Origin of the sequence: Cryobacterium aureum (assembly GCF_002954245.1) — a bacterium.
Taxonomy (GTDB): domain Bacteria; phylum Actinomycetota; class Actinomycetes; order Actinomycetales; family Microbacteriaceae; genus Cryobacterium; species Cryobacterium aureum.
Genome location: NZ_PPTG01000002.1, coordinates 143,565 through 167,271, shown reverse-complemented (window position 1 = coordinate 167,271; position 23,707 = coordinate 143,565). Strand labels below are relative to the sequence as shown.

General features: G+C 63.8%; 34 protein-coding genes. 31 read left to right on the top strand and 3 right to left on the bottom strand.

Annotation, left to right across the window (positions count from 1 at the left end; translation table 11 throughout):
• The first annotated feature begins 56 nt into the window (after positions 1-56).
• The 12 genes from CJ028_RS01585 to CJ028_RS01535 all read left to right on the top strand — a co-directional run bounded on the left by CJ028_RS01585 (position 57) and on the right by CJ028_RS01535 (position 9,619).
• The gene (locus CJ028_RS01585; protein WP_105033529.1) at positions 57-437 is read left to right on the top strand and encodes a YfdP family phage-associated protein; all 381 of its coding nucleotides are present in this window, start codon (positions 57-59) and stop codon (positions 435-437) included.
• Entirely contained in the window at positions 430-1,335 is a 906-nt protein-coding gene (locus tag CJ028_RS01580; protein ID WP_105033528.1) for a DUF2303 family protein, read from the top strand. The genes CJ028_RS01585 and CJ028_RS01580 overlap by 8 nt, the downstream gene beginning before the upstream one ends.
• A gap of 68 nt (positions 1,336-1,403) precedes the next feature.
• Entirely contained in the window at positions 1,404-2,054 is a 651-nt protein-coding gene (locus tag CJ028_RS01575; RefSeq protein ID WP_105033527.1) for a hypothetical protein, read from the top strand.
• On the top strand, positions 2,051-2,455 hold the full coding sequence (locus CJ028_RS01570; RefSeq protein ID WP_105033526.1) for an HNH endonuclease: 405 nt from the start codon (positions 2,051-2,053) through the stop codon (positions 2,453-2,455). The genes CJ028_RS01575 and CJ028_RS01570 overlap by 4 nt, the downstream gene beginning before the upstream one ends.
• Positions 2,452-2,634 carry a hypothetical protein gene (locus CJ028_RS01565; RefSeq protein ID WP_105033525.1) on the top strand — a complete coding sequence of 61 codons (183 nt, stop codon included), beginning with the start codon at positions 2,452-2,454 and terminating at the stop codon, positions 2,632-2,634. Before CJ028_RS01570 ends, CJ028_RS01565 begins: the two co-directional genes overlap by 4 nt.
• Complete coding sequence (locus tag CJ028_RS20855) at positions 2,631-2,780, top strand: hypothetical protein (protein WP_161498864.1); 150 nt, start codon at positions 2,631-2,633, stop codon at positions 2,778-2,780. Before CJ028_RS01565 ends, CJ028_RS20855 begins: the two co-directional genes overlap by 4 nt.
• A 149-nt stretch (positions 2,781-2,929) precedes the next feature.
• The gene (locus CJ028_RS01560) at positions 2,930-3,661 is read left to right on the top strand and encodes a phage replication protein O (protein WP_129590345.1); all 732 of its coding nucleotides are present in this window, start codon (positions 2,930-2,932) and stop codon (positions 3,659-3,661) included.
• Positions 3,658-4,041, top strand: a complete 384-nt coding sequence (locus CJ028_RS01555) for a hypothetical protein (RefSeq protein ID WP_105033523.1) — start codon at positions 3,658-3,660, stop codon at positions 4,039-4,041. The genes CJ028_RS01560 and CJ028_RS01555 overlap by 4 nt, the downstream gene beginning before the upstream one ends.
• Positions 4,038-4,367, top strand: coding sequence for a hypothetical protein (locus CJ028_RS01550; protein ID WP_105033522.1), 330 nt, complete (start codon positions 4,038-4,040; stop codon positions 4,365-4,367). Before CJ028_RS01555 ends, CJ028_RS01550 begins: the two co-directional genes overlap by 4 nt.
• A 322-nt stretch (positions 4,368-4,689) precedes the next feature.
• Entirely contained in the window at positions 4,690-5,205 is a 516-nt protein-coding gene (locus CJ028_RS01545; protein ID WP_105033521.1) for a single-stranded DNA-binding protein, read from the top strand.
• A 63-nt stretch (positions 5,206-5,268) separates the two neighbouring features.
• Positions 5,269-7,878, top strand: coding sequence for a DNA methyltransferase (locus CJ028_RS01540; RefSeq protein ID WP_105033520.1), 2,610 nt, complete (start codon positions 5,269-5,271; stop codon positions 7,876-7,878).
• A 73-nt stretch (positions 7,879-7,951) separates the two neighbouring features.
• Positions 7,952-9,619, top strand: coding sequence for a DNA cytosine methyltransferase (locus CJ028_RS01535; RefSeq protein ID WP_105033519.1), 1,668 nt, complete (start codon positions 7,952-7,954; stop codon positions 9,617-9,619).
• A gap of 5 nt (positions 9,620-9,624) precedes the next feature.
• Here CJ028_RS01535 and CJ028_RS01530 read toward each other — a convergent pair whose 3' ends face one another.
• Positions 9,625-9,936 (bottom strand): hypothetical protein, encoded by a 312-nt coding sequence (locus CJ028_RS01530; RefSeq protein WP_105033518.1) that lies wholly within the window; start codon positions 9,934-9,936, stop codon positions 9,625-9,627.
• A gap of 281 nt (positions 9,937-10,217) precedes the next feature.
• Here CJ028_RS01530 and CJ028_RS01525 point away from each other — a divergent pair, with 281 nt between their 5' ends.
• The 11 genes from CJ028_RS01525 to CJ028_RS01480 all read left to right on the top strand — a co-directional run bounded on the left by CJ028_RS01525 (position 10,218) and on the right by CJ028_RS01480 (position 14,997).
• Entirely contained in the window at positions 10,218-10,505 is a 288-nt protein-coding gene (locus CJ028_RS01525; protein ID WP_105033517.1) for a hypothetical protein, read from the top strand.
• Positions 10,502-10,624 (top strand): hypothetical protein, encoded by a 123-nt coding sequence (locus CJ028_RS21670; protein WP_276309357.1) that lies wholly within the window; start codon positions 10,502-10,504, stop codon positions 10,622-10,624. The genes CJ028_RS01525 and CJ028_RS21670 overlap by 4 nt, the downstream gene beginning before the upstream one ends.
• 2 nt (positions 10,625-10,626) lie before the next feature.
• Positions 10,627-11,028 (top strand): hypothetical protein, encoded by a 402-nt coding sequence (locus tag CJ028_RS01520; RefSeq protein WP_129590344.1) that lies wholly within the window; start codon positions 10,627-10,629, stop codon positions 11,026-11,028.
• Positions 11,025-11,723: a hypothetical protein gene (locus CJ028_RS01515; RefSeq protein ID WP_105033515.1), complete on the top strand. Its 699-nt coding sequence runs from the start codon at positions 11,025-11,027 to the stop codon at positions 11,721-11,723. Before CJ028_RS01520 ends, CJ028_RS01515 begins: the two co-directional genes overlap by 4 nt.
• A gap of 157 nt (positions 11,724-11,880) precedes the next feature.
• Positions 11,881-12,162, top strand: coding sequence for a hypothetical protein (locus CJ028_RS01510; RefSeq protein WP_105033514.1), 282 nt, complete (start codon positions 11,881-11,883; stop codon positions 12,160-12,162).
• A gap of 11 nt (positions 12,163-12,173) precedes the next feature.
• A complete protein-coding gene (locus tag CJ028_RS01505; protein WP_205683910.1) occupies positions 12,174-12,641 on the top strand; it encodes an ASCH domain-containing protein in 468 nt (155 codons plus the stop codon).
• Positions 12,638-12,901: a hypothetical protein gene (locus CJ028_RS01500; RefSeq protein WP_105033512.1), complete on the top strand. Its 264-nt coding sequence runs from the start codon at positions 12,638-12,640 to the stop codon at positions 12,899-12,901. Before CJ028_RS01505 ends, CJ028_RS01500 begins: the two co-directional genes overlap by 4 nt.
• Entirely contained in the window at positions 12,898-13,761 is an 864-nt protein-coding gene (locus CJ028_RS01495; protein WP_105033511.1) for a hypothetical protein, read from the top strand. Before CJ028_RS01500 ends, CJ028_RS01495 begins: the two co-directional genes overlap by 4 nt.
• On the top strand, positions 13,737-13,958 hold the full coding sequence (locus CJ028_RS01490) for a helix-turn-helix domain-containing protein (RefSeq protein WP_105033510.1): 222 nt from the start codon (positions 13,737-13,739) through the stop codon (positions 13,956-13,958). Before CJ028_RS01495 ends, CJ028_RS01490 begins: the two co-directional genes overlap by 25 nt.
• A gap of 463 nt (positions 13,959-14,421) precedes the next feature.
• Positions 14,422-14,613 (top strand): hypothetical protein, encoded by a 192-nt coding sequence (locus CJ028_RS01485; RefSeq protein WP_105033509.1) that lies wholly within the window; start codon positions 14,422-14,424, stop codon positions 14,611-14,613.
• 165 nt (positions 14,614-14,778) lie between these two features.
• Positions 14,779-14,997, top strand: coding sequence for a hypothetical protein (locus CJ028_RS01480; protein ID WP_105033508.1), 219 nt, complete (start codon positions 14,779-14,781; stop codon positions 14,995-14,997).
• 213 nt (positions 14,998-15,210) lie between these two features.
• Here CJ028_RS01480 and CJ028_RS01475 read toward each other — a convergent pair whose 3' ends face one another.
• A complete protein-coding gene (locus CJ028_RS01475; protein WP_129590343.1) occupies positions 15,211-15,804 on the bottom strand; it encodes a hypothetical protein in 594 nt (197 codons plus the stop codon).
• A gap of 120 nt (positions 15,805-15,924) precedes the next feature.
• Between CJ028_RS01475 and CJ028_RS01470 the strand changes: the two genes are divergently transcribed.
• From CJ028_RS01470 to CJ028_RS01435, 8 genes are all read left to right on the top strand, one after another.
• Positions 15,925-16,476 (top strand): helix-turn-helix domain-containing protein, encoded by a 552-nt coding sequence (locus tag CJ028_RS01470; RefSeq protein ID WP_161498863.1) that lies wholly within the window; start codon positions 15,925-15,927, stop codon positions 16,474-16,476.
• Positions 16,466-17,746: a PBSX family phage terminase large subunit gene (locus CJ028_RS01465; RefSeq protein ID WP_161498862.1), complete on the top strand. Its 1,281-nt coding sequence runs from the start codon at positions 16,466-16,468 to the stop codon at positions 17,744-17,746. Before CJ028_RS01470 ends, CJ028_RS01465 begins: the two co-directional genes overlap by 11 nt.
• Positions 17,747-17,779: 33 nt before the next feature.
• Complete coding sequence (locus tag CJ028_RS01460) at positions 17,780-19,372, top strand: phage portal protein (RefSeq protein ID WP_105033504.1); 1,593 nt, start codon at positions 17,780-17,782, stop codon at positions 19,370-19,372.
• 65 nt (positions 19,373-19,437) lie between these two features.
• Positions 19,438-20,157, top strand: coding sequence for a hypothetical protein (locus CJ028_RS01455; protein ID WP_105033503.1), 720 nt, complete (start codon positions 19,438-19,440; stop codon positions 20,155-20,157).
• An 18-nt stretch (positions 20,158-20,175) separates the two neighbouring features.
• Positions 20,176-21,114: a major capsid protein gene (locus CJ028_RS01450; RefSeq protein WP_105033502.1), complete on the top strand. Its 939-nt coding sequence runs from the start codon at positions 20,176-20,178 to the stop codon at positions 21,112-21,114.
• A 75-nt stretch (positions 21,115-21,189) separates the two neighbouring features.
• Positions 21,190-21,456: a hypothetical protein gene (locus CJ028_RS01445; RefSeq protein WP_105033501.1), complete on the top strand. Its 267-nt coding sequence runs from the start codon at positions 21,190-21,192 to the stop codon at positions 21,454-21,456.
• 75 nt (positions 21,457-21,531) lie between these two features.
• A complete protein-coding gene (locus CJ028_RS01440) occupies positions 21,532-21,861 on the top strand; it encodes a hypothetical protein (RefSeq protein WP_205683909.1) in 330 nt (109 codons plus the stop codon).
• 23 nt (positions 21,862-21,884) lie between these two features.
• Entirely contained in the window at positions 21,885-23,099 is a 1,215-nt protein-coding gene (locus tag CJ028_RS01435) for a phage minor capsid protein (protein ID WP_105033500.1), read from the top strand.
• On the opposite strand, the gene CJ028_RS01430 is transcribed toward CJ028_RS01435, so the two are convergent.
• Positions 23,096-23,614, bottom strand: a complete 519-nt coding sequence (locus CJ028_RS01430; RefSeq protein WP_105033499.1) for a hypothetical protein — start codon at positions 23,612-23,614, stop codon at positions 23,096-23,098. The genes CJ028_RS01435 and CJ028_RS01430 overlap by 4 nt on opposite strands.
• Positions 23,615-23,707 lie beyond the last annotated feature (93 nt).

Genomic DNA, 23,707 nt, shown 5'->3' with positions numbered 1-23,707 from the left:
TCTCCCTGCAGCCGCCGGCGCAGGGTCATGCAAGATCCAACGCAGTAAGGAATCACATGTCCACGAATAGCAAGTCCGAGGTCGGCGGCAGTTTCGCCGCCATCCTCGCGTCGATCCGGCCCAAGACTGACGTCGAACTCGCCGAGAACCTCCGCGACCTGATCGCCGCGGTGAAGGACACCGGTAAGGCCGGCAGCCTCGTCGTCCGGTTCGACGTGAAGCTCGTCAACCCGGGCGGTTCTGAGGTGATCTTCTCCGACAAGATCACCGCGAAGCTGCCCGAACGAAACCGTGAAGGCTCCATCGCCTACACAGACCAGCTCAACAACCTTTCGCGGGTGAGCAACACGTCGATGCCTCTCTTCGAGGAAGACGCGCACGACATGCCCGCATACGACCACGCCACTGGCGTAGTAAAGGATCTCGACAATGACTGATTTCACTACCGAAGCACAGGCAGTTTCCGCTCTCGCAGGACAGGCGCTCTCTCCGCAGGGCGTCGACATCGGCGAGGTCTACACGGTCGCCGATGTCGACGGCGGCGTTCGTGTCATCGATACGGACCAGTACGGTCCGGGCCCGCGCCGAGCTACTGGCCGGCGCATCGTGACGGATGCCTACTCGTTCGTGACGTACCTCGACCGGCACGCGACCGACCAGACCGAGGTCTTCGCCGACAAGGTCGCGAGCACGGTGATCGCGGTGCTCGACTCGAACACCGGGTACGACAAGCCGAACGGCTGGCAGGGTCACACCGTGAAGCTCGAGCTGGTGAAGACGATCCCGTGGCTCGCGTGGCTGGCTCGCGACCTCACCACGGTCGGTACTTCGGCCTGGTTCAATCAGGAGCAATTCGCCGAGTTTATTCAGGAGCGCGCGACGGACTGCATCTCCCCTGACAGCGCCACGCTGCTGGAACTCGCGACGTCGTTCCAGGCGAACAACAAGGTCGATTTCAAGTCTGCCGTGAACACCGGGTCGGGCCAGATCAACCTCGGGTTCGACGAGACGATCACGGCCAAGGCCGGGCAGAAGGGGAACATCCCGATCCCGACCGAGTTGAAGCTCCGGCTGCGCCCGTACATCGGCGGCCCGATCTACAACGTGACGGCGCAGTTCCGCTTCCGGCTCAACGGCGGCGACCTGCGTCTGGGGTTCGCGATCGTGCGACCTCAGGACATCCTCGACGCGGCATTCACCGACATCATCGACGAGATCCGCGACGGCAAGGAAGAGACGGTGATCGTTATCGGCGTCGACGGCGTCACGGAAACCCCCGAGAAGAAGCTCGTCCACACCGGCACGGATGCCCCGATCTTTTTCGGGAAGCCGTAGCCACCCTCCGCGCGGCCTAACCGCGCACCCATAACACCCCTCGCCGAAGGCCGCCCGCGCAACCACGCATGGCGGCCTTCGGCGTACCACCGCCGGGAGGCACCAATGCTCAACACGAAATCAGCCAGACCATGATCGGAACCGACACAGGCATGATGCCTTCCAGCTTTCAAACCCTCACGCCCCGCCGAGTGATCGGCATCGACCTCAGCATGACGTCGACCGGGCTCGCCGTCATCGCGAACGGCGTCATCGAGACTCACACGATCGAGTCGAAGGCCGACGCCGGCACACTCCGCAGCTTCCTCGCCCGCTCGGAGTTGATCGCGAAGCAGATCGATGATGCCGTGAAGTTCACCAGCACTGACCTCGTGATCATCGAGGGCATGGCGTTCGCCGCCAAGTCCTCATCCCTCGACAAGATCCACGCGCACTGGTGGCTCGTCGTCAAGTACATCAGCGAGTTCCTCGACCAGGAACCCGTCGTGATCACCTCGGGCCAGCGCTGCAAATACGCCACCGGCAAGGGCACGGCCAAGAAGGACATCGTGCTCGCCGCCGTCATCAAGCGCTACCCGCAAGCCGACCCCGCCGGCAACGACGAAGCGGATGCCGTGATCTTCGCGGCCATGGGCGCCCGGCACCTCGGCCGGCCGGTCGAAGAGTCGTTGCCACTGCTGAACCTTGAGGCGATGGAAGCCGTGAGGTGGGGAGCATGATCCTCCCCAAGGTCGCCAAGCCGACCAAAGCCGAAGAGAACGACGCCTACGAGCTGACCACGCTGCGCGATAAGGACACATGCCAGCGATGCCGCCGAGACTGCGGGCCGCCCGCTCGCGACCATCGTGTGAACCGGTCGCAGGGCGGCCGCACCGTGGTGAGCAATCTCCACGTGCTCGGTCTGGGCTGCCACAAGTGGGCGACCGAGCATCCTCTCGACGCGCAAGCCGAAGGCTGGGCCGCCCCGAGCTATGCCGAGCCGAGCGAGTGGCCGGCGCGACGGTGGATGCCGATCTACGGCGGGCGACTGCACCTGTCCTGGGTGCTGTATTCCGACGACGGCGAGATCGCAGTGATCACCGAAGAGGACGCCGCGCTTCGAATGTACGGTGCGTCGTGAAGCCAGAGAAGTGGGTCATCCGCAAGCGCTGGTCGTTCATGTGGGGCTCGCCCGGATGGTACTGGCGAGTGTCCCACTCGTCGCTACCGGTGTACTTCCATCACAGCTATCACCTGTATTCGTTCGCGGATGCCATCGAATACGCGGACGCCCATGCGCGAGCGCTGGAGGTGTCGTGAAGGACCTCGACAAGGCCGCGCTGATCAAGCACATCAAGTCCCGCGCGAACAAGCAGGCATCCCTGCCGGCCGCGGCGGTACTGGACGCCCTCGCCCTCCAACTGGAGAGAGGCGACTTTGACATCAAGGAAGGAGGTAAAACGTAGTGGTCTGGTTCAACGTAGATGACGGGTTCCCCACGAGCCCGAAGGTTTTGAGCATTCCCAGGGGTGACCGAATGGCCGCGGTGGGGCTCTGGACTATCGCCGGGGCGTCGTGCGCGAAGCACCTCACGGACGGTCATATCGGGGCGTTCATGATCGATGAATGGGGCGCAGAAACAGTATCCGCCGATGCCCTTGTCGAGGCTGGCCTATGGGAACGAACCCCCTCAGGATTCGTCTTCCATGATTGGGAGGGCTGGCAACGCACGAGGGAGGAAGTTGAGGGCAAACGCAAGAAGGAAACCCTGCGGAAGAAGACGTGGCGAGATAATAGAGCTGATCAGAAGGCAAATCCTGTCCCGCCTTTGTCCCACGGGACAGACAGCGGGACCGACGTGGGACAAGAGCGTCCGTCACAACACCCAAGCCAAGCCAAGCCAAGCCCTACCAAGCCAAGCCGATTAAGTACTGAAGAGCTTCTTGTCGAAGATTCTCCCGAGCCCATCTCGGAGCTTCGCCCCGAGGTCGAACGGTTGTGCATCCTGCTCCGCGATCTCGTCATCGAAAACGGATCGAAGACACCGACGATCAACAAGGGCTGGCTGACTGCCGCCCGGCTAATGCTCGTCAACGATGGCCGCGACCCTCTGGCCGCCGAGCGGTTGATGCGGTGGTGCCAAGCGGACAGCTTCTGGCGGGGCAACATCCTGTCGATGCCAAAGTTCCGGGCGAAGTACGACGAGCTGCGATTGCACGCCGACCGGGAGCGCACCACCCGGCTGCAACAGGGCGGCAAGGAGTCCAAAGCCGACCGAGCCCGAGGCGTCATTGCTCAGGGTCAACGGCTGCAGGCCGAAATCGACAGGAAGGCGATCGCGTCATGAACGCAGACGAAGCGGGCAGAATCCTCGCCCGCATCCAGCTGGACGACAACCGAGAGATCGACGGCGAGGGCATTGTGCTCCGGTCGTGGATCGAGAAGATCGGCGATCTGCCGTTCGATCTCGCCTACGAGGCGGTGCTCATGCACAGCCGCGAGTCAACGGCGTATCTGACGGCCGGTCACATCCGGGCGAACGTGAAGCTACTGACTGCCCGGCTCGCTGCAGCGGAGCGTGTCGCCAGGGCGAAGAATCGGGCGATCCTGCCCCGGCAAATCACCCTCGACCGGGCCAAGTTCGAGGCCGAGACTCAGGCCTCGATTCGCGAGCACCGCATCGCACGGGGCGTCGATCCGGAAACGGGCAAGCCGGTGGCGCCGTGATCGACGCCCTGGACCAGTTCTTGAGGGACATCGACACGGTCAAAGTCGAGGCCGAACGATTCCCCGCCCTGGCGGAGGTCAGGCGGGAGTCATTCGGCGGTAACGACCACCGAACCATGCTCGCCGGCCACGAGCTCGAGGTGATCCGGTTCGAGAGCCGCGGCCTTGCAGCTTCGATCGCTGGCGACGTCGACGGACCTATGCGGCTGCACGCCGCGACGGTCGAGGCGATGGCCTACACACCTGGCGGTTCTGAGCCGATCGCGGCAACCCTCGCACGACATCGCATTCAGCAGGAATTCAACGAGAGAGAGACCAAGAAATGACCGCGAAAGCGACGAACGATGGCCGCGATAACTTCACGATCTGTTGCACGACGTGCCCTGATTTTAGGGCGGAGACATCGGGCCAGTCGGCGACGGTGAAGGTTTGCGCCCAGCATGACAAGCGGTTCCATCCGCAGGTGTACGAGCCTGCACGGCACTCGCGGAGTGTGCGCGGTTTGCCCGCCACAATCCACCCTGCGCCCGCTGGCGGGGTAATACCCACATTCGACCCAGCCGCACGACGGAGTCGTGAAATCGACGGAGACGGGCGCGTGACGCTTTCAACCATCCGCAAAACCACCAAAGAAATGAGCAAATAACCATGGCTGGCGAAACAGTAATTACGGTGGTGGGCAATCTCACCTCTGACCCTGAACTCCGCTACACGCAGAACGGCTTGGCCGTGGCGAACTTCACCATCGCAAGCACGCCGCGCACGTTCGACAAGGCCAAGAACGAATGGGTCGACGGTGACGCCCTGTTCCTCCGCGCATCCGTCTGGCGCGAGTTCGCCGAGCACGTGGCCGGCAGCCTCACGAAGGGCACCCGAGTTATCGCCTCGGGCCGCCTCAAGCAGCGTTCGTATGAAACGAAGGAAGGCGAAAAGCGCACGTCGATGGAACTGGAAATCGACGAGATCGGCCCATCGCTGCGGTACGCCACTGCGAGCCTCACCCGGGCGCAGTCGGGCAACCGGGGCGCTCCCGCTCAGGGCGGCCAGGGCAATGACGAGCCGTGGGCGCCGACCAGCCCCGCCGCGACCGCCGCTGCAGGGCCGGCATCCGGCGGCGACGTGTGGAACAAGCCGGGCAACTTCTCGGACGAAACACCGTTCTAAGCGCGTAACTCGGGGGCGGCACAAGTCGCCCCCGCCCGACAATTTCACAGAGAGCAGGACACCATGAGCATCCTCACCCTCAACACCGGCAATGACCAATCCCTCGACTATCCATCGTTCCTCCGCGACAAGGTCGCCTTCGATCGCAAGTTCGGCTTCGACGTCGACGACGCTGATCTTTCGCCGATCTTCCAGGACGGCAGCCCGAATTTCAAGCCGCATCAGGCAGCGATCGTGAAGTGGGCGGTCCGCGGCGGCCGGCGCGCGATCTTCGCGCGGTACGGTCTGGGCAAGTCGATCATGCAGCTTGAGGTTCTGCGCCTGATCCTCACACACCCGAAGTCGCCGGTGCAGCTCACTCGAGCGCTGATTGTCGCGCCTCTCGGTGTGCGTGGGGATCTGATCCGCGACGGCCGTGACCTGCTTGGACTTGAGGTGCGATTCGTACGACGCACGGAAGAGGTCGACCCGGACTGGGCCGGGATCTACGTCACCAATTACGAGTCCGTGCGTGACGGGCGCCTGGACGTTGACCTCTTCACTGCAGTGTCTCTCGATGAGGCTGCCGTGCTGCGGTCGTTCGGCTCGAAGACGTACCAAGAGTTCCTCGGCATGTTCGCTTCGGTGCCGTTCCGGTTCGTCGCCACCGCCACGCCGTCACCGAACCGGCACAAAGAACTGATCCACTACGCAGGGTTCCTGGGCATCATGGATACTGGCGCGGCCCTCACTCGGTTCTTCAAGCGCGACCCATCCAAGGCAGGCAACCTACAGTTACACCCGCACAAAAAGCGAGAATTCTGGCTGTGGCTGAACACCTGGGCATGTTTTCTGCAGCGGCCCTCCGACCTCGGGTTCTCTGACGCTGGTTACGACCTGCCCGAGCTGATCGTGGAGTGGCATCAGGTCGAGATTGACATGCAGTCCGATCAGGTTGAACGCGACGGGCAGGGCGTGCTCGTGCGCGGTGGGGCGCTGTCCATGGTGGATGCGGCGAGGGAGAAGAGAAACACCCTCGACGCACGCGTGGCTGCGCTCATGGATCTCGTGCGCCGTCATCACCTCTGGGAACCGGGCGCGCAGATCATCCTCTGGTGCGACCTGAACGACGAGCAGGACGCGATTCAGCGGGCACTCAAGGAGGGCGGCTTCACATCCTCATCAGTGTATGGCGGGCTCTCCGACGACGAGACAGAGCGCCGCCTCGACGAGTGGCGCAATAAGGAGACCTACGCGCTGATCGGCAAGCCGGTAATGCTCGGTAAGGGCTTGAACCTGCAGCAGGCTCACACGTCGATCTTCGTCGGCGTCACCTACAAGTTCGAGCAGACCATCCAGGCCATCCACCGCATTCAACGATTCGGCCAGACGCATCAGTGCGACGTGCATCTGATTTTTGCCGAGTCCGAGTCTGAAGTGCGGGCCGAGCTGGAGAGCAAGTGGCGCGAGCACGACGAGCTCACCGACACCATGTCAGACGTGCTGCGCGAGTTCGGCCTGAACCCGACCGCGATCAGCGCAGAACTCACCCGTGCCATGGGCGTCGAACGCGAGGTGTTCACCGGCGACGCGTGGACAGTGGCACTCAACGACTCCGTAGCGGAGGCTCGCGACCACCTCCAAAGCGACTCTGTCGGCCTGATCGTAACTTCAATCCCATTCGGCAACCACTACGAGTACTCGCCGAACTACGCCGACATGGGGCATACCGACAACAACGCGCACTTCTGGTGGCAGAACGACTACCTCACTCCCAATCTGTACCGGTGCCTGATGCCGGGCCGGATGATGGCCGTGCACGTGAAAGACCGGCAGCTTTTCGGGTCCGTCACTGGTGCCGGCGTCTACACCGTCTCCATGTTTCACGCGGAAGCGATCGCCCATTACACCAGCCACGGTTTCGACTACTACGGGATGATCACCGTCACCACCGATGTCGTGCGTGAGAACGCCCAAACGTACCGGCTGTCGTACTCGAAGATGCTCAAGGATCACTCGCCGATGGGCGTTGGATCACCGGAGTACATCCTCCTGTTCCACAAGCCGCAGACGAACCGCGCGGTCGGGTGGGCTGACGAGCGCATCGTCAAGGATAAGGGTGACTACTCCGTTGGCCGGTGGCAGATAGACGCTGCGGCTGAGTGGCGCGAGTCAGGCGATCGCCTATTGTCTATTGACGAACTCGCCGCCCTCGACCCCGAGACGCGCACTCGCCTATTCACGAAGCAGGCCCTGGCTACCGTCTATAACTACGACGAGCACGTGCGCCTGGCCGAGCTCCTTCTGGCAAAAAACGCGCTCCCCGGTTCGTTCGCGTCGCTGAATCCGGGGTCGTGGCGATCGGACGTGTGGCACGACATTCTCCGCATCGACACGCTCAACTCGGAGCAGAAACGCAGGGATGTTGAGAACCACATCTGCCCGTTTCCGCTTGGCATCCCCCGTCGGCTAATCGCGGAGTACTCGAACCCCGGCGATTTGGTTTACGACCCGTTCAACGGGATCGGTTCCACGGCGCTCTGTGCTGTTGAGGCTGGCCGCCGCGCACATGGGTCGGAGCTCAATCCTGCGTCTGTCGCTGATTCGCTGGTGTACTTGCGCCGTCACGACGCGCGCGCATCAATTCCGACATTGTTCGACCTGATCGACGTCGCGGAGAACCCCGCTGCATAGCAAAATCGCCCACCTATTCACAAGGCACCCGCCACTTGGTCGGTGCCTTTACTCGTACCCCAGAGAGGGAATCATGAGCACGACAACCTTGGATCGGCCGGCCTTCGGCGGCGCGACCGTAATTAGCAATGGCCTGACGGTGACGGACCTGTTCTGCGGGGCCGGCGGTTCATCGTCGGGCCTCGTGGCCGCGGGCTACCGTGTCGTCATCGCGGCCAACCATTGGAAAATGGCGATCGACTCGCACCAAATCAACCACCCCGAGACGGATCACGACTCGGCGGACATCAGCCAGGTCGAGCCGTCGCGGTTCCCGACGACGGACATTCTCTGGGCGAGTCCCGAGTGCACGAACCATTCGGTGGCGAAAGGCATTAAACGGCAGCGCGACTTGCAGTCTCAGCTCCCCGGAATGGCTGACAAGCTGCCCGACGCCGCGGCCGTACGCTCCCGGGCGACGATGTGGGATGTGCCCCGCTTCGCCGAGTATCACCAATACAAGGCGATCATCATCGAGAACGTCGTCGACGCCTACCGGTGGGTGCAGTTCCCCGCATGGCTGATGGCGATGGAGTCCCTCGGCTACGACCACGAGATCGCGTGGGTGAACTCGATGCACGCTCAGGCGCTCGGAGATCCGGCGCCACAGTCGCGTGACCGCATGTACGTGGTGTTCTGGCGCAAGGGCAACACGAAGCCGAATCTCGAGAAGTGGACGCGGCCGATGGCGCTGTGCGAGACGCACGGGGTGATCAAGGCCGTGCAGACGTTCAAGAAGGCCGAACGTTGGGGTCGGTACAAAGCGCAGTACGTGTTTCGGTGCGGTCAGTGCGCGGCCGTCGTTGAGCCCGGATGGCTGCCGGCGTCGTCGGCGATCGACTTCAACATTCACGGCACCCGCATTGGCGACCGTGAGAAGCCGTTGTCACCGAAGACTATGACCCGCATCGAAAAGGGCGTCGACCGGTATTGGAAGCCGGCCGCACCGCATCCACTCATCACGGATGGCATCCGTGGCGACGGCACAGTGCAGTCCGGTCACGCGGCACTGCACACGCAGACGACGGCCCAGACGAAGGGCCTGCTCGTACCCAGCGGCGGGACCTGGCGCGACGACGCAACCTCGCTGACCGACCCCATGCCGACACGCACGACCGTTGAGACTGACGGGCTGCTCATCCCGGTCGAGGGCCGCGAGGGCAAGTCAGCCGGGTTGGTATCCGAGCCGATGCGCACGCAGTCGACCCGCAACGAGACGGCAATCGTGATCCCGCTACGTAACCACGGCGTCGCGAAGCCCGCGAGCTCCCCGATCGATACCGTCGCAGCGAATGGCAACCATCATGCGCTCGTCATGCGGAACAACACTGGCGGTGCCGAGATGACGACACCGGCGACTGAGGAATTCAGGACCATTACTACGGCCGGTCACCAGTCGCTGCTGGTCCCGTACTACGGCACGAGCATCCCGGCGCCCACGACGGAACCGCACCGCACGCTGACGACCGTCGATCGGTATTCGCTGCTCACGGGGTCGGTCGACATCGAGGATTGCATCTTCCGGATGCTGACCCCGGACGAGATCAAGCGCGGCATGGGGTTCGCCGGTAACTACGTGCTGCTTGGAACGAAGCGCGAGCAGGTCAAGCAGAGCGGTAACGCCGTCACCCCGCCGAACTCCCGAGACCTGGGCGCCGCCGTCGCCGAGTCGCTGGGTGCAGTGTTCGGGCTCGCCGCATGAGGGCGTTAGCCGCGATCTGCCACTGCGATTCTGCCAGTGCTGATCCCGCGTTCGAGCTGCATCAGCTGCCCAGAAATTGTGCTTATCGCGTCAGCGAGATTATTCACGGCGGAGCGGAGCGTCTCAATGCTGTCAGGATCGTCCGGCAGTTCGTCCCAACGCTTGAATGCGCGATCCGCCAAGGAGGCAGCAAGTTCAATGCTGTCGTACTCGATGATGCCGTAGTTTCCCATGCCGTTGATGATCATGGCGGGCAAATTGGTTAGCACAGGCAGGTTCTGCTCAGTCAGATTGCTGGGGTGATTGGTAGCGGGCATTGAGTCCATCTTTCTTCAGTTTTGGTCGGGCGATATGCCGAGCCATAGTGACAGTATATCATACTTCACAGCCACTTCTCAGCTTTTATATGGTAAAAGGCATTTCCAGGCGGCGCGGCGTCGCGCGAGGCCCCTGCAGTAGGCGCATGACGTGGACCCCATCCGGCAAGTCATCACACCTTCCGCCGCATCCCCGGCACCGTGTTCTGTGTCTACGACTACGTAGCCGCCGCCCTTGAGTACGACCACCGGGGCTTAGCCCCCACAACGAAAGAGACAACATGATCGACTACGAAACCATCTTTATTGACGAGCACAACGCATGCGAGGCATCGTTTCCGCCTGACCAGCTTTTCACGACCGAAGTGCAGCAGGCGTCACTGGATGCCGGTATCGCTGCTGTAGTGGCGGCTGCGAAAGCGGGGGCGATCACGGGTGTCCTGGCGATCATTGCCAAGGAATCCGCGACCTACGAGCTCGGCGCGAACCATGAAGGCTGGCCGGTCGATGCCCTCAATCGCGTGGTCGAGGAGATTGCGGCCGAGGCTGCGCGAGGGGCCACTCAGTGAGCGCTTACACGATCCCGCAACTGGACCGCATGATCACCCTGGCGACTCAGCTGGGGTTCTGCGATGACGTAGAGCACTGGAAAGCCGTGCGGGCAGAGATGAAGCGGGGCGACTCGTGAAGGTGCATCGTCTGGTCATCGACGCATGGCCGACGCCGGACGGGAAGCCGTTCAAGGATCAGCCCGAGGAGGTCTGGCAGGCCGCGGTCGATCGCTACCTCGGCGACGATGGCGGCGTATGGCCGTCATGGCTGCCGGAGTCGCTGGACATCACCGAGTGGATGCCGCAGGAATCGAACAACGGCACCGGCTGGGAATTCCCGGAGAAGCCCGGCGACACCATCGGCGATTTCGACGCCCCGATCATGAATGTCCCGCGAGTGCCTCTGCGGAAGCACTACTTCAGCAAGGCGGCAGCGCAGCGGGTCTTGCACGACCTCCAAGAGTGGGGCGTCACAGCGCGCATCGAAACATCAAAACCGGTCGAGTGGCCGACAAACGAGAGAGAGCAGGCAGACCAATGACCACAGCAGATGAAGACTGGGCAGCTCGTAAGGCCAAGCGGGGATCGACGCGGAGCTGCAACCCGGAAACGGAATTCCGGCTGGGGCACGCGGCGGCAACCAGTGAGACGACTGCGCAGAAGCTCAACGCGAAGATCGCATGGGCGACGGCACGAAAGGCAATCGAGGCGACTGACAAGGCAATCGCCGAGCGCGACGCATCCCGAGAGGTCAACGCGGAGTTTCTTGCGGCGCGGTCTGCGGTCGTCGCGGATCACCAGGTATGCACGACGGAACTCGCAACCGAGAAGTACGGTCGCGAGAAGGACTACGTGTGGATGCTCGCGAAGGTCACGGGAATGAGGATCGAACTGGACGCGGCCAATGCGGTGATCGCGGCGGCCAAGTCCATTGAGCCCTTCACGGTCTGCATGCGTTCGGACGGCAGCGACAACGGCGAAACGTGGGTGCAGCAGGACGAGATGCTTGGCATCCTCGCGCAGTCGCCTACTGACGCCTTGGCCGCGCACGATCGGGAGGTGGCGGCGACCGCGCTGGACAAGGCGCGCGACGAGATGATGCCCCCGCTGAATTGGAACCTGGACCCGTACACCGGCAACGAGCGACCGGGCACGTCCAGCGTCGATCAGGTCTACGGCGACGTGCATCGCGAGATGACCGAAGCGGCTGCCGAGTACCGGGCGGTGAGCGAGTAATGGCGACTTGCTACTGCGACGGACCGGCGCACAAGTACTCGCCGAGTTGGTGCAGGGCTGGCCGAGGCAACGACGGGAAGCCGATCAACAAAGCCATCGCCGCCGCTCAACTGGAACTGCAGGCTGCGCAGTTACGAGCCGAAGCGGAGGCCGAACGATGAGCGCCGACCAGTGCCGCCCGGTCGAGGTCGACGGCGAGGTCATCAGCGTGCGCGGTGCCGAGCCGATGGACGCAAAGGACCGCGAGATGTTCGGCAGTGTCATGAGGGCAGCGAGAGCGAAGGTGGCCGCTGACCGGGCCGCGCACGATGCCGAGGTCTGGGACGAGGGCTACGAAGCGGGCGACGCCGACGCGCTGTTCGATGAGCGAGGCCTGTCCACGGACTCGAACGCCGCGGAGCATCCGCACGCTAATCCGTACCGGGCGGTGACCAAGTGAGAATCCTCACCGTGAAGCAGCCGTGGGCGTGGGCCATCGTGCACGGCGGGAAGGATGTCGAGAACCGGGTGCGGAACCTCGCGGGCGACTATCGCGGTCCGGTTGCCATTCACGCAGGGCTAACGCCGGATACCAGTGCTCAAGGGCTCTGGCCGGTGGGCGAACTTATCCCCGCCGCCGCGTGGCAAGCCCGTGGTGCGATCATCGGCGTCGTCGATCTTGCGGGTGTGCACCGGACTACTGACACCCCGATTCCGCGCTGCTACGAGACCGGCGTGCCCAATGGCATCCGCGACTCGTGCGATTCGGACCGGAGACTGTGCTCGCCGTGGGCCGAGTCGAACGGGCGCATGTGGCACATGGAACTCGCGAACCCGCGCCCGCTCGCCGAGCCGATCCCGTACTGCGGCGCGCTCGGGCTACGAACACTCCCCGCTGAGGTGGTCGAACAGATCAACCGGCAATTGGCCCGCACGTGAGCCGCGCAATCGAGTCCGGCCAGCACCCGGCACCCATCCGCTCGATGCGTGACCGGGTGAAGCTGACCATCAAACCCGACCGGAGCATCGAGTTCCGGATCAAGGAATCCGACCTGGCAATCATGAGCGAGGAAGACGTGGTGAACGAGATCACCTCTCGCATCATCGACGGGCGAACACTCGACGCCGACGACCTCGAAGAAGCCGAATATCAACCGCAACGGATGACGTGGGTCATCCGAGTTAGGGACAGGACATGACCCTCGTCTGCATCACGAACGATCTCGACGACGTGCGCAGCTGCATCGTCAACGGCCAGCACGCCAGTAACTGCGACGGCATGGAATGGCAGTACGACCGTGAGGCCGAATGCTCCTACCCAACGAGCAACGAGTGTGGCGGGTGCTTGCCGGCACCCGCCGAGTTCGGGGTGCTCTGCTACACGTGCTTCGAGAAGACCAGGGGCGCTCTGAAGATCGCCCTCGACATGATCACGCACCTGCGATCGGTGGAGCGGGCGCAGCAACTCGACAAGAACGGCGTGCGCGCGGCGGCCACTTGGATCCTCCCGGTGCCGAACACATGGCGCATGGCTGACGAACTGATCATGCTGTTAGGGCACCCGGCGCCCGGCTTCTTGAGCACGGCGACGACTGAGGACGTGAAGGCCGTCACCGAGGCTCAACTCGACTTCGACGTGAACGAGTGGGTGTCTCGTGAGGCGGGCGGGGAGGACGCGGTGCATTTCTTCCGCACGATGCAGCACGCGCTCGCACAGCATCCGTTCGCCGATGTCGAACACCGGGTCCAGAACGTGCGCTGTTGGGAATGCCGCCAGCTGAGCCTCGTGTGGAAACCGCCGCTCGAGTTCGACGGGCCCCTTCACATTGCCTGCTCAACGCCGGCATGTGAGTTCGTCGTTGACCCGACGCTCTACGCCATCCTCGCGGCCTCGCAACTCGACAAGGTCACCTCGGCCATTCGCAAGACGAAAGCCGCCCAGCTTGCGGAGGCTCGCGCAGCACGGGCAATCGTGAAGCGGCGCATCAAGGCGGAGACCAGGGCGAGAGAGAAAGCGGCGAAGGAAGCATCCGAGTGCGCGGCTCTGGGCGCGGCGTGACGACCTCGGCCGACTGGATGAGCATCAAGGAAGCGATCGCCGTCACGAAGACCGGCCGCACCACGATCGTGCGCTGGGTGTCGCTCAAGTACGTGCGCCGCATGAAGTCCGGCGGCCGCGTGCTCGTGCGACGATCCGATGTCCTCGCAACGGAACGGGCACTGTTCGACGGGCAGCAGCCCGAGGTGCGCGGCTGATCGAAACCCGCCCAACGAGTTCGCTTGTGAATAGGTGGAAATGTTTCATCTCGTGGTACATTTGAACGCAGCAGCAGAGCTGTAGCAACTGCTCAACAAGCCCCAGTCTTTCCCACCGAATCCGGTGGATGTGACCGGGGCTTTTCTTGTCCCAGTGGGACACCCGGGCATGTCCCGCAGGTGTCCCACTGGGACAACCCCACACTTCCGGCCACGCATCCCCGCAACCAAAGAGGCCCTTCGAGGGCACCATCGGGTGAACGTCGCGGCCGGGACCAACTTGCCACTGAACCCAACGGGAACAGCCGTCCACCGCGGTGCCCAGCGGCGGCAACAGAGCGGGCAGTAATCAGCGCAGAGCGGGGCCGGGCGGTATATCCACCGGCCTCGCGAACGCACCCCAACTTCCCGGCACAATGCCGGGCAGACCGCGTGATGCGGTTTACTCCGTGACGGAGACACCATGCCCAAGGAAACATTCTGGCCAGCCACTGCAGTGGAAGGCGACGGTACCGAACCTGCCCTCACAATCTCGTGGGGTCACGAGCTGCCTGGCGTCTACGTGAACGGCGTCCACTTCGACCGCTCAGGCATCAACCGGCTCATTCGAGTCGCCCGCAACTCGCGCGATAAGGCCTACGGCCGCGACGAGTAGCCCCCAAGTTCGCCCGCCCCGGCTACTCCCCAGGACGGTCCCCCTTTCCGACACGCTCGCGTCGACACTGTCCGCATTGCAGTGAAGGACCACCTGAGGCGCTATCCCTTTCGTGTGCCGTGATACCTGCGCGGCGTGCCGGAACCCTTCACGAAAGGCCCTGCCATGCGCGAGTCATGCTCTTGCGGTGCCTTCATCCAGACAGCGCGGTTCTCGCGGGTCAAGGAATGGCGCTCTGGCCACCGGCACACGGTCGAAGAAGTCGCTCCCGAACCGGACAAACAGGGAGCAATCGCCATCACACAGCGCGCAATGCAGTTCGACCACGACACCAAGCCCCCGGTGACAGCACGTATCGGGTTCAGCCTGGTGGCGAAGCCGTGAACCCTGCCGAGATCGAGGAAGCGTACAACGCTCAGTTCGACGCCGAACACGAGGTTGACGAGGTGTAGAACCTCGCACGCCTTGGTACAAATGCTCAGGAATCACGGGTTTAGAGCATCTCCCGAGCTTGCCCAGTCGCATCATCAAACGTAAAGACGCGGAAGTCACCCGATCTTTGTACCAAGCAGACCGGGTAGCACGCCGGAACTTCGGCTACTCGCCAGCGTCCCAGCTCGCGGCGACGTTCGCGCGCTCGACAGTCGCGTTGTGCTTCTCGAGTACGTCCTCACCTTGACGCAGGCGCTCCACAGCCTGCTCGTATGGAGCGAACGACTCGGCCATCGGCAGCCCCCCGCCGCGACGCTGGAGGCTGGTGTGGAAGTTACTCTCGCCGTAGAAATACCAGTCACCGCCAAGCCCAGGGTGCGCAGGTTTGCTCCCCGAATCGAATCCAAGTCCGATGAGTAGATCTCCGAACGGCTGAACCAGCTGATTGAATCCCTTCCCCACTCCGCGCCGGTTCCATCCGTTCGTTATATCCTCGTCCGACACCGCACGGAAGTAGTCGTCAGTCGACTCCACGATCTTGGAGATCACTGCCGCCATCTCCGCGCGAAGACTGGGCACGCCACCCGGAACCGTCGACGTCACCGCGGATTGTTCAATAGCAGTCAGACGCGCCTGGGACTCCAGTTCCGTCCGCACGAACTGGGGCTCCTCAGCGATGAATCGCGCCCACGCCTCCTGCACCTGACTCTTCCGGTCTGCGACTTGAGCCTCAAGCTCTGCTCGTTGTGAATCGTCCATGATCAACACCCTCTCGTCGTAGCACTGCAATCGCACCGCCAGGTCGAGTCTACGAACGGCTGCCGACACTTCGAGCCGCGTCCTTCACACGCACTCTCCCCACAGCGTCCAGGCGTCGCCGTGCATCCACAATCCGAAACCGAGGTGATCGTCGTGCGCAAGGCAACGTTCGTCTCCAAACGCGCTGAGGCGCTCGCGCTGCATGCTGCTGGCCTCTCTTGCCGCGGTATTGCGGATACGCTCGGTTTCGCTGCGTCGACGGTGTCGAAGTGGGCGAAGCGTGAGGGGCTATCGTTCGATCGATCCAAGACGGACCTCGCGACGCGCGCTCACACCATCGACCTCGCTGAGTCGCGGATGCTGCTCACCCAGAAGCTGATGGTCGTCGCTCATGCCGAGGTCGACTCGTTGACTCACCCGTATCTGGTCTTCAACTTCGGAGGCAAGGACAACACCTACGAGGAGCACACTCTCGCGGTCCCTCCGGTCGAGGTGAAGCGGTCGGTGTTCATGATGGCCGGCGTCGCGTTCGATAAGTCCACGCGCATCCTCGAGAAGGACAACGGAGGCCTCGACGAAGCGGTCGGTACGCTCGACACTCTGGCGGCTGGGTTCGCCGCTGCTGCCGATGCTCTGCGCGCTCAGGACGAGACACCGACTGATGGAGCTTGACGCTCTGCTGCGTCAGGTCTCTCGCAAGCAGTTGCTCTCTATCGTGGATAGCGCCAAGCGGACGATCTCGCTCTGGTCTGGCGCTGTGTCGGCCGGCAAGACGGTGGCGCAGGTCATCGCGTTCCTGATCGCTGTTCGCATGGCTCCCCGCAAGGGCCTGATCATCGTCGTCGGCAAGACGATCGCGACGATCTACGCCAACATCTTCGTGCTGCTGCAGGATCGAGACATCTTTGGTGCGACGATCTGCAACCAGGTCGCCTACACCCCGGGCGCGACGTCGGCGGTCATCCTCGGCCGGGAGGTTCTGCTGATCGGCGCGAACAACGCCGAGTCCGTCGCGAAGATTCAGGGTAAGACCGTGGTGCTCGCCCTCGTGGACGAAGCCACGCTGCTGCCTGAGGCGTTCTGGAACATGCTCGTCACTCGACTCCGCGTCGACGGCGCCCGCATCCTCGCCACGATGAACCCGGCATCCATGAACCATTGGATGCGCAAGGAATGGATCCTCAAGGCCGACGAAAAAGACGTCATTCACTTCCACCTGACGATGGCCGACAACCCGAAGCTGCCCGAGGGCTACGAAGCGCGCATGAAGCGCTCGTTCTCCGGTGTCTTCTACGACCGTATGATCCTCGGCCAGTGGACGAACGCTGCCGGCGCTGTCTATCCGATGTGGGATCCGACGCGGCATGTCATCGAGTTCGACAAGATGCCACGTATCGCCCGCGTCCTCGCCGACGGCATCGACTTCGCTGTCTCGCACACCTCCGCTGCTCTCCGCGTCGGCATCACGGCCGAGAAGAAGCCGCGGCTCGTTCTGATGGACGAATGGCGCTACGACCCGCGCGACCACTACGGTGCCACACTCGCCCCGTCTGACCAGGCGGTGCTGTACCGGGCATGGACTCGGGAGAATCACTCCCCGCACGAAGCGCAGTTCGCCCCGGAGTACACCATCGTCGACCCGGCGGCCGCACACTTCTCCGCCGAGCTGCGGAAGTTCAACGAGATGTCCCTGCAGACCGCTCACAACGATGTCCTCAAAGGTGTCGGCGCGATCTCCCGTCTGCTCTCCAACGATCAACTCCTCGTCACCGACCGCTGCAAGGGCTGGGCTTCGGAGATCACCGAGTACCGGTGGGATCCGAAAGCCACCGCCAAGGGCGAAGACGAAGTCGTGAAGGACGAAGACGACTCCCTCGACGCCGGCCGCTACGGCATCTACACACCCCGCTCGAACTGGCAGTACGCACTCGAAGCCGCCTAACACCCTGCGGGGTCACAACCCCTTGGAGGTCTCATGGCTGACCAATTTCCCCCGGCTCCGCTCGACGTTGCCTTCAAGCAGCTCCTCATCTACGACGCCCTGTACGCGAACGACGTCGACGCTCTGCCTGACCAGCAGGGCACGCCGGCCACGCACATGCACCGCGGCCAGCCGTACAGCGGCGGAATTATGGGCGCCGTGTCTGCTGGCATCGTCGGCACACCGGTAGGAGTCACCGGTGAGAACCGCTCGTCGCTGTCCATCCCCGTCGCGGGCGACCTTGCGCAGCTGTCCTCCGACTTGCTGTTCGCTGAGGCCCCTTCGATCGTGCTGCCCGACAGCATGGACACACAGAAGGACGGCGTGACGATCGCTGCCGATCCGGAGCGGAAGCGCGCGCAGGCTCGCCTCGACGAGATCATGTCCTCGGATGCCGCACACGCTGAACTGCTCCGCTCCGGCGAGTACTCCGCCGCTCACGGCTGGACGTACCTCGCTGTCGTGTGGGACAAGACGTTCCGCGACCACGTCTGGTTCCGCGCGTACCGCGCCGACTGCGCCATTCCCGAGTGGCGTCACGGCGCTCTCTCGGCGGTCACGCTGTGGTCTGAGTATGAGCGCAAGGATGACCGCTACCGGCTCATGGAGCGTCACGCGCCCGGCTCGATCACCTTCAGCCTCTGGAAGGGCGGCAAGGGCGAGCGCGGCAAGCAGGTCCCTCTCAACACCATCACGGAGACCGAGCACTACCTGACGCTGCTGCCCGTCGTCGACGCTGAGTCCCTGCCCATGGCCGAGACAATGGACGTCGTCGTGCAGACCGGTGTGCCGTACCTCACCGTCGAGCACATGCCCAACGTTCTTCCGCACCCGATCTGGGACCGGAAGGGCGACCTCGCCAACCTCGGCCGGTCGGACTATTTCGGACTCGAGCCGCTGTTCGCCCGCATCAACGCGCTCTGGTCCTCCCTCATGCGCGACTTCGACAACGGCATGGGCCGACTGTCGGTCCCCGAGTCGTACCTGCAGCTCAACGGTCGCGGCCAGGGCGGCTCGTTCGACATGGGCCGTCAGGTGTACTCACCTCTCGGCGGCCTCGTTGATGACGGCAAGGGCGGGCAGATCACCATCAGCCAGTTCGCGATCCGCGTGCAGGAGCACCTCGACACCATCGTCGCGCTCAAGCGTGAGATTGCGATGGCCGCCGGCTACTCCGTGTCGCACTTCGGCATCCACGACGGCGGCACCAAGACCGCCACCGAGGTCACGGACGACAAGGCCGACAGTGAGCGCACCCGCGACAAGAAGGCGCTGTACGTCCGGCCCGCTCTTGCACGGCTCGCCCGTACCGCGTTGGCAATCGACGGCCTCGTGTTCCCCGGCAAGGGTGGCGCGTTGATCGAAGACCTCCCGAAGATCACGTTCGCTGAGGTGTCGCAGGTCAACCCGCTCGTCCGGGCGCAGACCACGCAGGCCGAGATGCTCGCGCGGGTTCGCTCGGTCATCTCGGGTGTGCGCGCTGTACAGCCGAACCTCACCGCACAAGAAGCGCAGGCGGAGGCTGACCTCATCAAGGCCGAGAACGGCATGGGTTCCGCACTGGACCCGACCACGTTCACCGGCTAACCACTCACTTCGATTGCCGCAGGGGCAGTCGTCACCAATGCGGCCAGGAGCCGCGAAGGAGCACCATGACCATCCGCAATCACACGTTCGGCCCTTTCCGCCCATCGAAGCTCGCCCTGATGGGTATCCGCTTCATCGAGGGGGAAGAGGGTGCAGCTCCGGCTGTGCCCGTCACTCCCCCAGTGGTGGCTGCCGAGCCGGTCGTCCCTCCGAAGCCGGCACCGCCCGCCGAGGTCGTCACTCCACCCGTCGAGACCTTCGATGCTGCGTACGTGAAGAAGCTCCGCGACGAGAACGCCGCCGCCCGCGTCAAAGGCAAGGAAGACGCCGAGGCCGCCGGGAAGACCGCCAGCGAAGCCGCGTACAAGGAGCTGGGCCAGAAGCTCGGCCTCGTCGCTGCTGAGGACGAAACCACGGTCGAGTCGCTGTCGGCCGCGATTCAGGAGAAAGACTCCACCATCACCACGCAGGGCGCAGACATCAAGGCTGCACGCCTCGACAACGCCCTGCTCAAGGTCGTCGGCAAGCATGGCGCCGACTACGACCTCCTCACAGACTCCGCAAGCTTCCAGGCGAAGCTCGCGGCCATCGACACGACTGATGCCGAGTACCGCTCCCTAGTGGACGAACTCGTGAAGACGTCGGTCGCGTCAAACCCGAAGCTGCGCGCCGTCCAGGTGGCCCCGTCCAGCGGAGGAACACCACCGAGCGGAACACCCACCCCGGGCCCGCTCACCATCGACGAACGTCGCAAGGCGATTCGCGAAAAGCGCGCTACCAAGTAGCGCAGAAGGGCCACCACCATGGCTAACACCCTCCTTACCGTGCAGGAGATCGCCGAAGAGGCGCTCGCCACCCTGTACGAATCCACCCCGATGCACGGCCTCGTGCACACTGACCTGACGTCGGAGTTCGCGACCAAGGCCAAGGGCAACACCATCGACATCCGCACGCCCGCTGTGTTCCAGTCGAAGCGGTTCAACCGTGCGACCGGCATCGAGCTGCAGGATGCGACCGAGGGCAAGATCCCTCTGGTGCTGAACAGCATCGCGGACGTGTCCGTTCCCGTCACCGACGAGGACATGACGCTGAGCATCGCGGACTTCTCGGTCCAGCTGCTCAACCCGATGATCGAGGCCATCGCGCAGGACATCGACAAGACGATCCTTGGGCTGCGCTCCGGCGTCACTCAGGTCGCCGGCTTCGGCACGCAGGCCACTGCGGACCTGCAGACGTGGGACAAGCCCGAGGTGCTCATCGAGGCCGGGCGTCTGCTCGACCTCAAGGCCGTGCCCGAGTCCGAGCGTTTCGCGGTCGTCGGCCCGACCATGAAGGCGAAGTGGCTCAACAGCGACATCGTCAAGAGCGCCGAGAAGAGCGGCGACACCGCGGCTCTGCGTCAGGGCTCCCTTGGCCGGGACCTGTTCGGGTTCGAGGCGTTCCGCACCGGCAACGTCGGCCAGCCGCCCGTAGCCCCGGCCATCGGTGACCCGACGACCGAGATCGGCCTGGCCTTCCACAAGACCGCGCTGGCCTTCGGCTCCGCACCGCTGCAGATGCCTGCCGGCGCGAACGTGGGTCAGGTGGCCGTTGTCTCGTACAAGGGCCTCTCGATCCGGATCTCGTACGGCTGGGACATCAAGTACAAGCAGACCGTCATCTCGGCGGACATGCTGTTCGGCGTGAAGCTGCTCGACGCGAACCGCGCCGTGCTGCTCAAGGGCGCTAACCGCACCGTGTAGCACCCCTTGCGGGCGGTCGTTTCGGCGGCCGCCCGCTCCCCCTTCACCTTCCCTCCCGAATAGGAGAACAGAATCATGGCTCACGCATACCAGTCGCTCGAACCGGGCGAACAGATCATCATCTCGGACGAACCCCGCGAAGACCTCGAAGAGCTCGCGCGTTGGGTGACCATCGACCCCGCCGAGGCGAAGAAGCTCATCGCGAAGGCCGCGAAGACCGAGGGCGCCGCCGACGAGGCTGCCGCTGCGGAACTCGCTGCTGCTGCGCTCGCTGAGGAAGAGGCTGCTGCGAAGGCCGCCGCTGACCTCGCCGCCGCCGGCAAGACCCCACCGGCCAAGTAGCCCAGCACCACCTGAGGCCGCGGCGCACACCGTCGCGGCCTCACCCCACACTTCAACCCCTTGCAGGAGGACAGCATGGCCGCATCAATCGGCAGCATCACCGTCAAGCTCAAACTCGACTCGGAGGAATTCGAGCGGGATGCCCGCGCGCTCGTGCAAACCCCGAGCATCGGCCGCACCGTGCACTACCACGTCAAGGGTGCGCCCGGTGGAGAATACCCGGGCGGCGAGTACTACCCGGAGCCCCGTGCCGCGATCATCACCGCCGTCCACGATTCGGACGAAGACGGAAACCCGTTCGTGTCACTCTGCGTCTTGAACCCCACCGGCATGTTCTTCCCCGGTGAGGTGCCGTTCACCGCCGAGCCCGCGTCCGGCTGCTGGTCGTGGCCGCCCCGCGCCTGATCGAATAGCAGGGAGGCCAGCGGATGGCGCAATACGTACCCGATCCCGCTGGGCTACCTGCCGAAGATTTGATAGAGGAGCTCGGCGTCAACCTCGCGGCCCGTTACGCCGGTGCCGAGGACGAGCTGATCAAGGCCGTCGCTGTCCGCGCGTATCGTGACCTCGAACTCCAAGAGACCATCCGCACCACGGCAATGACGCCGCACATGACGGACCTCTTCGCCCGGGCCGTCGCACGAAACAAGGCGCTCGCTGAGCTGCAGGCGCTCAGGGCCCAGTCGATCCGTGAGCTGCAATACCTTGCCGCGCAGATGGCCGAGAAGCTGCACAGCCGCGATCTGGCCCTCGAGGTCATCACGCTCGCCTGGACGGAAGGCGAGGCCGCCGCCGCCGAACGGCTCGGCATGGCCACCCGCCTCCCACAGACAACGGCTCTCACCGGCTCGTCGTCGCAGGCCGCGACGATGCTGACCCTCGACCTCACCTCCCGGCTCGAAGACATGGCGCTGCGGATTGCACGCTACCCGCAGGACGCCTACCAGCGCGTCATCTCGTTCACCGCGTCGAACACTATCCTCGGGGCGGGCACGAACCTGCAGTCGCAGCAGCTCGCCGTGCAGCGGTTCCTGTCCGAGGGCATTACCGGATTCGTCGACAAGAGCGGGTGCAACTGGCGCATCGGCTCGTACGCCGAGATGGCCGGGCGTACAGCTGTGAACCGGGCATTCAACGACGCCGGAATCTGGCGGATGCAGCAGGTCGGCGTGAACCTGGTCACCGTCGTCGGCGCTCTCGACTCCTGCTCGAAGTGTGCACCGTGGGTCGGGAAGATCCTGTCTACAGACGGGAGCACGGGCACTGTCGTCGTGCAGCACGCCACGAGCGACGAGCACATCACCGTGCAGATCATCGCCACCATCGAGGCTGCGCGCGGCGCTGGGCTCCACCATCCCAACTGCCGACATCAGGACATCGCGTACATGCCGGGCCTCACCATTCCCCAGGCTGGCCAAGAGTACGATCCGCAGGCCGAAGCCGACCGCGAGAAGCAGCGCTCCATCGAGCGGGACATTCGCAAGTACAAGCGGCGCGAGTCCATCGCGGCCGACCCCACCGACCAGAAGCGCGCCGCCCTGAAGGTGCGAGCCAAGCAGGCGCAGATGCGCGAGCACGTCGAACTCACCGGCCGCAAGCGCGCCTCTGCACGCGAGCAACTTACCTTTACCGACGGCCGCTAGCGACGATTCACGACGCGGTCCACCCCACGTGCAATGTTGTCGGTCATGTGCTCGACAATCGTTGTGGTGGCCAGCACGAATGGATCGACCATCGGCCACATCGCGGAGTAAACAAGCGTCATGGGTGCTAACACGAGCAGTGCGATTCCGATCTGAAGCACGCTCGTCGGCTCACTATCCGAAACTGCGCTCGGGTTGATTGCCACAAAGATCAGCCACCCGGCGATGACAGCGGTCCCCGCGGCGAGGCTGATCCAAGCGACTCGCCGCAAGAATTTCGCGAATCCGCGTAGGCCAATGAGCGACTTAGCAAGACGCGAGGCCAAGTGACTGCGAGCGTCGGATAGTTCGACTCTGCCGAGGTCTTCGGGAGGCATGCTTTCGATTGCCTCGCTCAGCAGCTTGATCCGCCTTATCGCCAAGGGTTCCCGGCGCATCAGCAAAAGTTGAACTCCCACGGTGGCGGTTGAGGCGATAGCAGCAACCGAAATCGGTACCCATTCAGCCGCAGTCATAGAAGTGCAGTCAGATGTGTCTTTGGCATCCGCTCAGCATATTGCCCAACTACTCCACCCCGCTCTGCCTGCACAGGGCGGGGTGGCCCAACC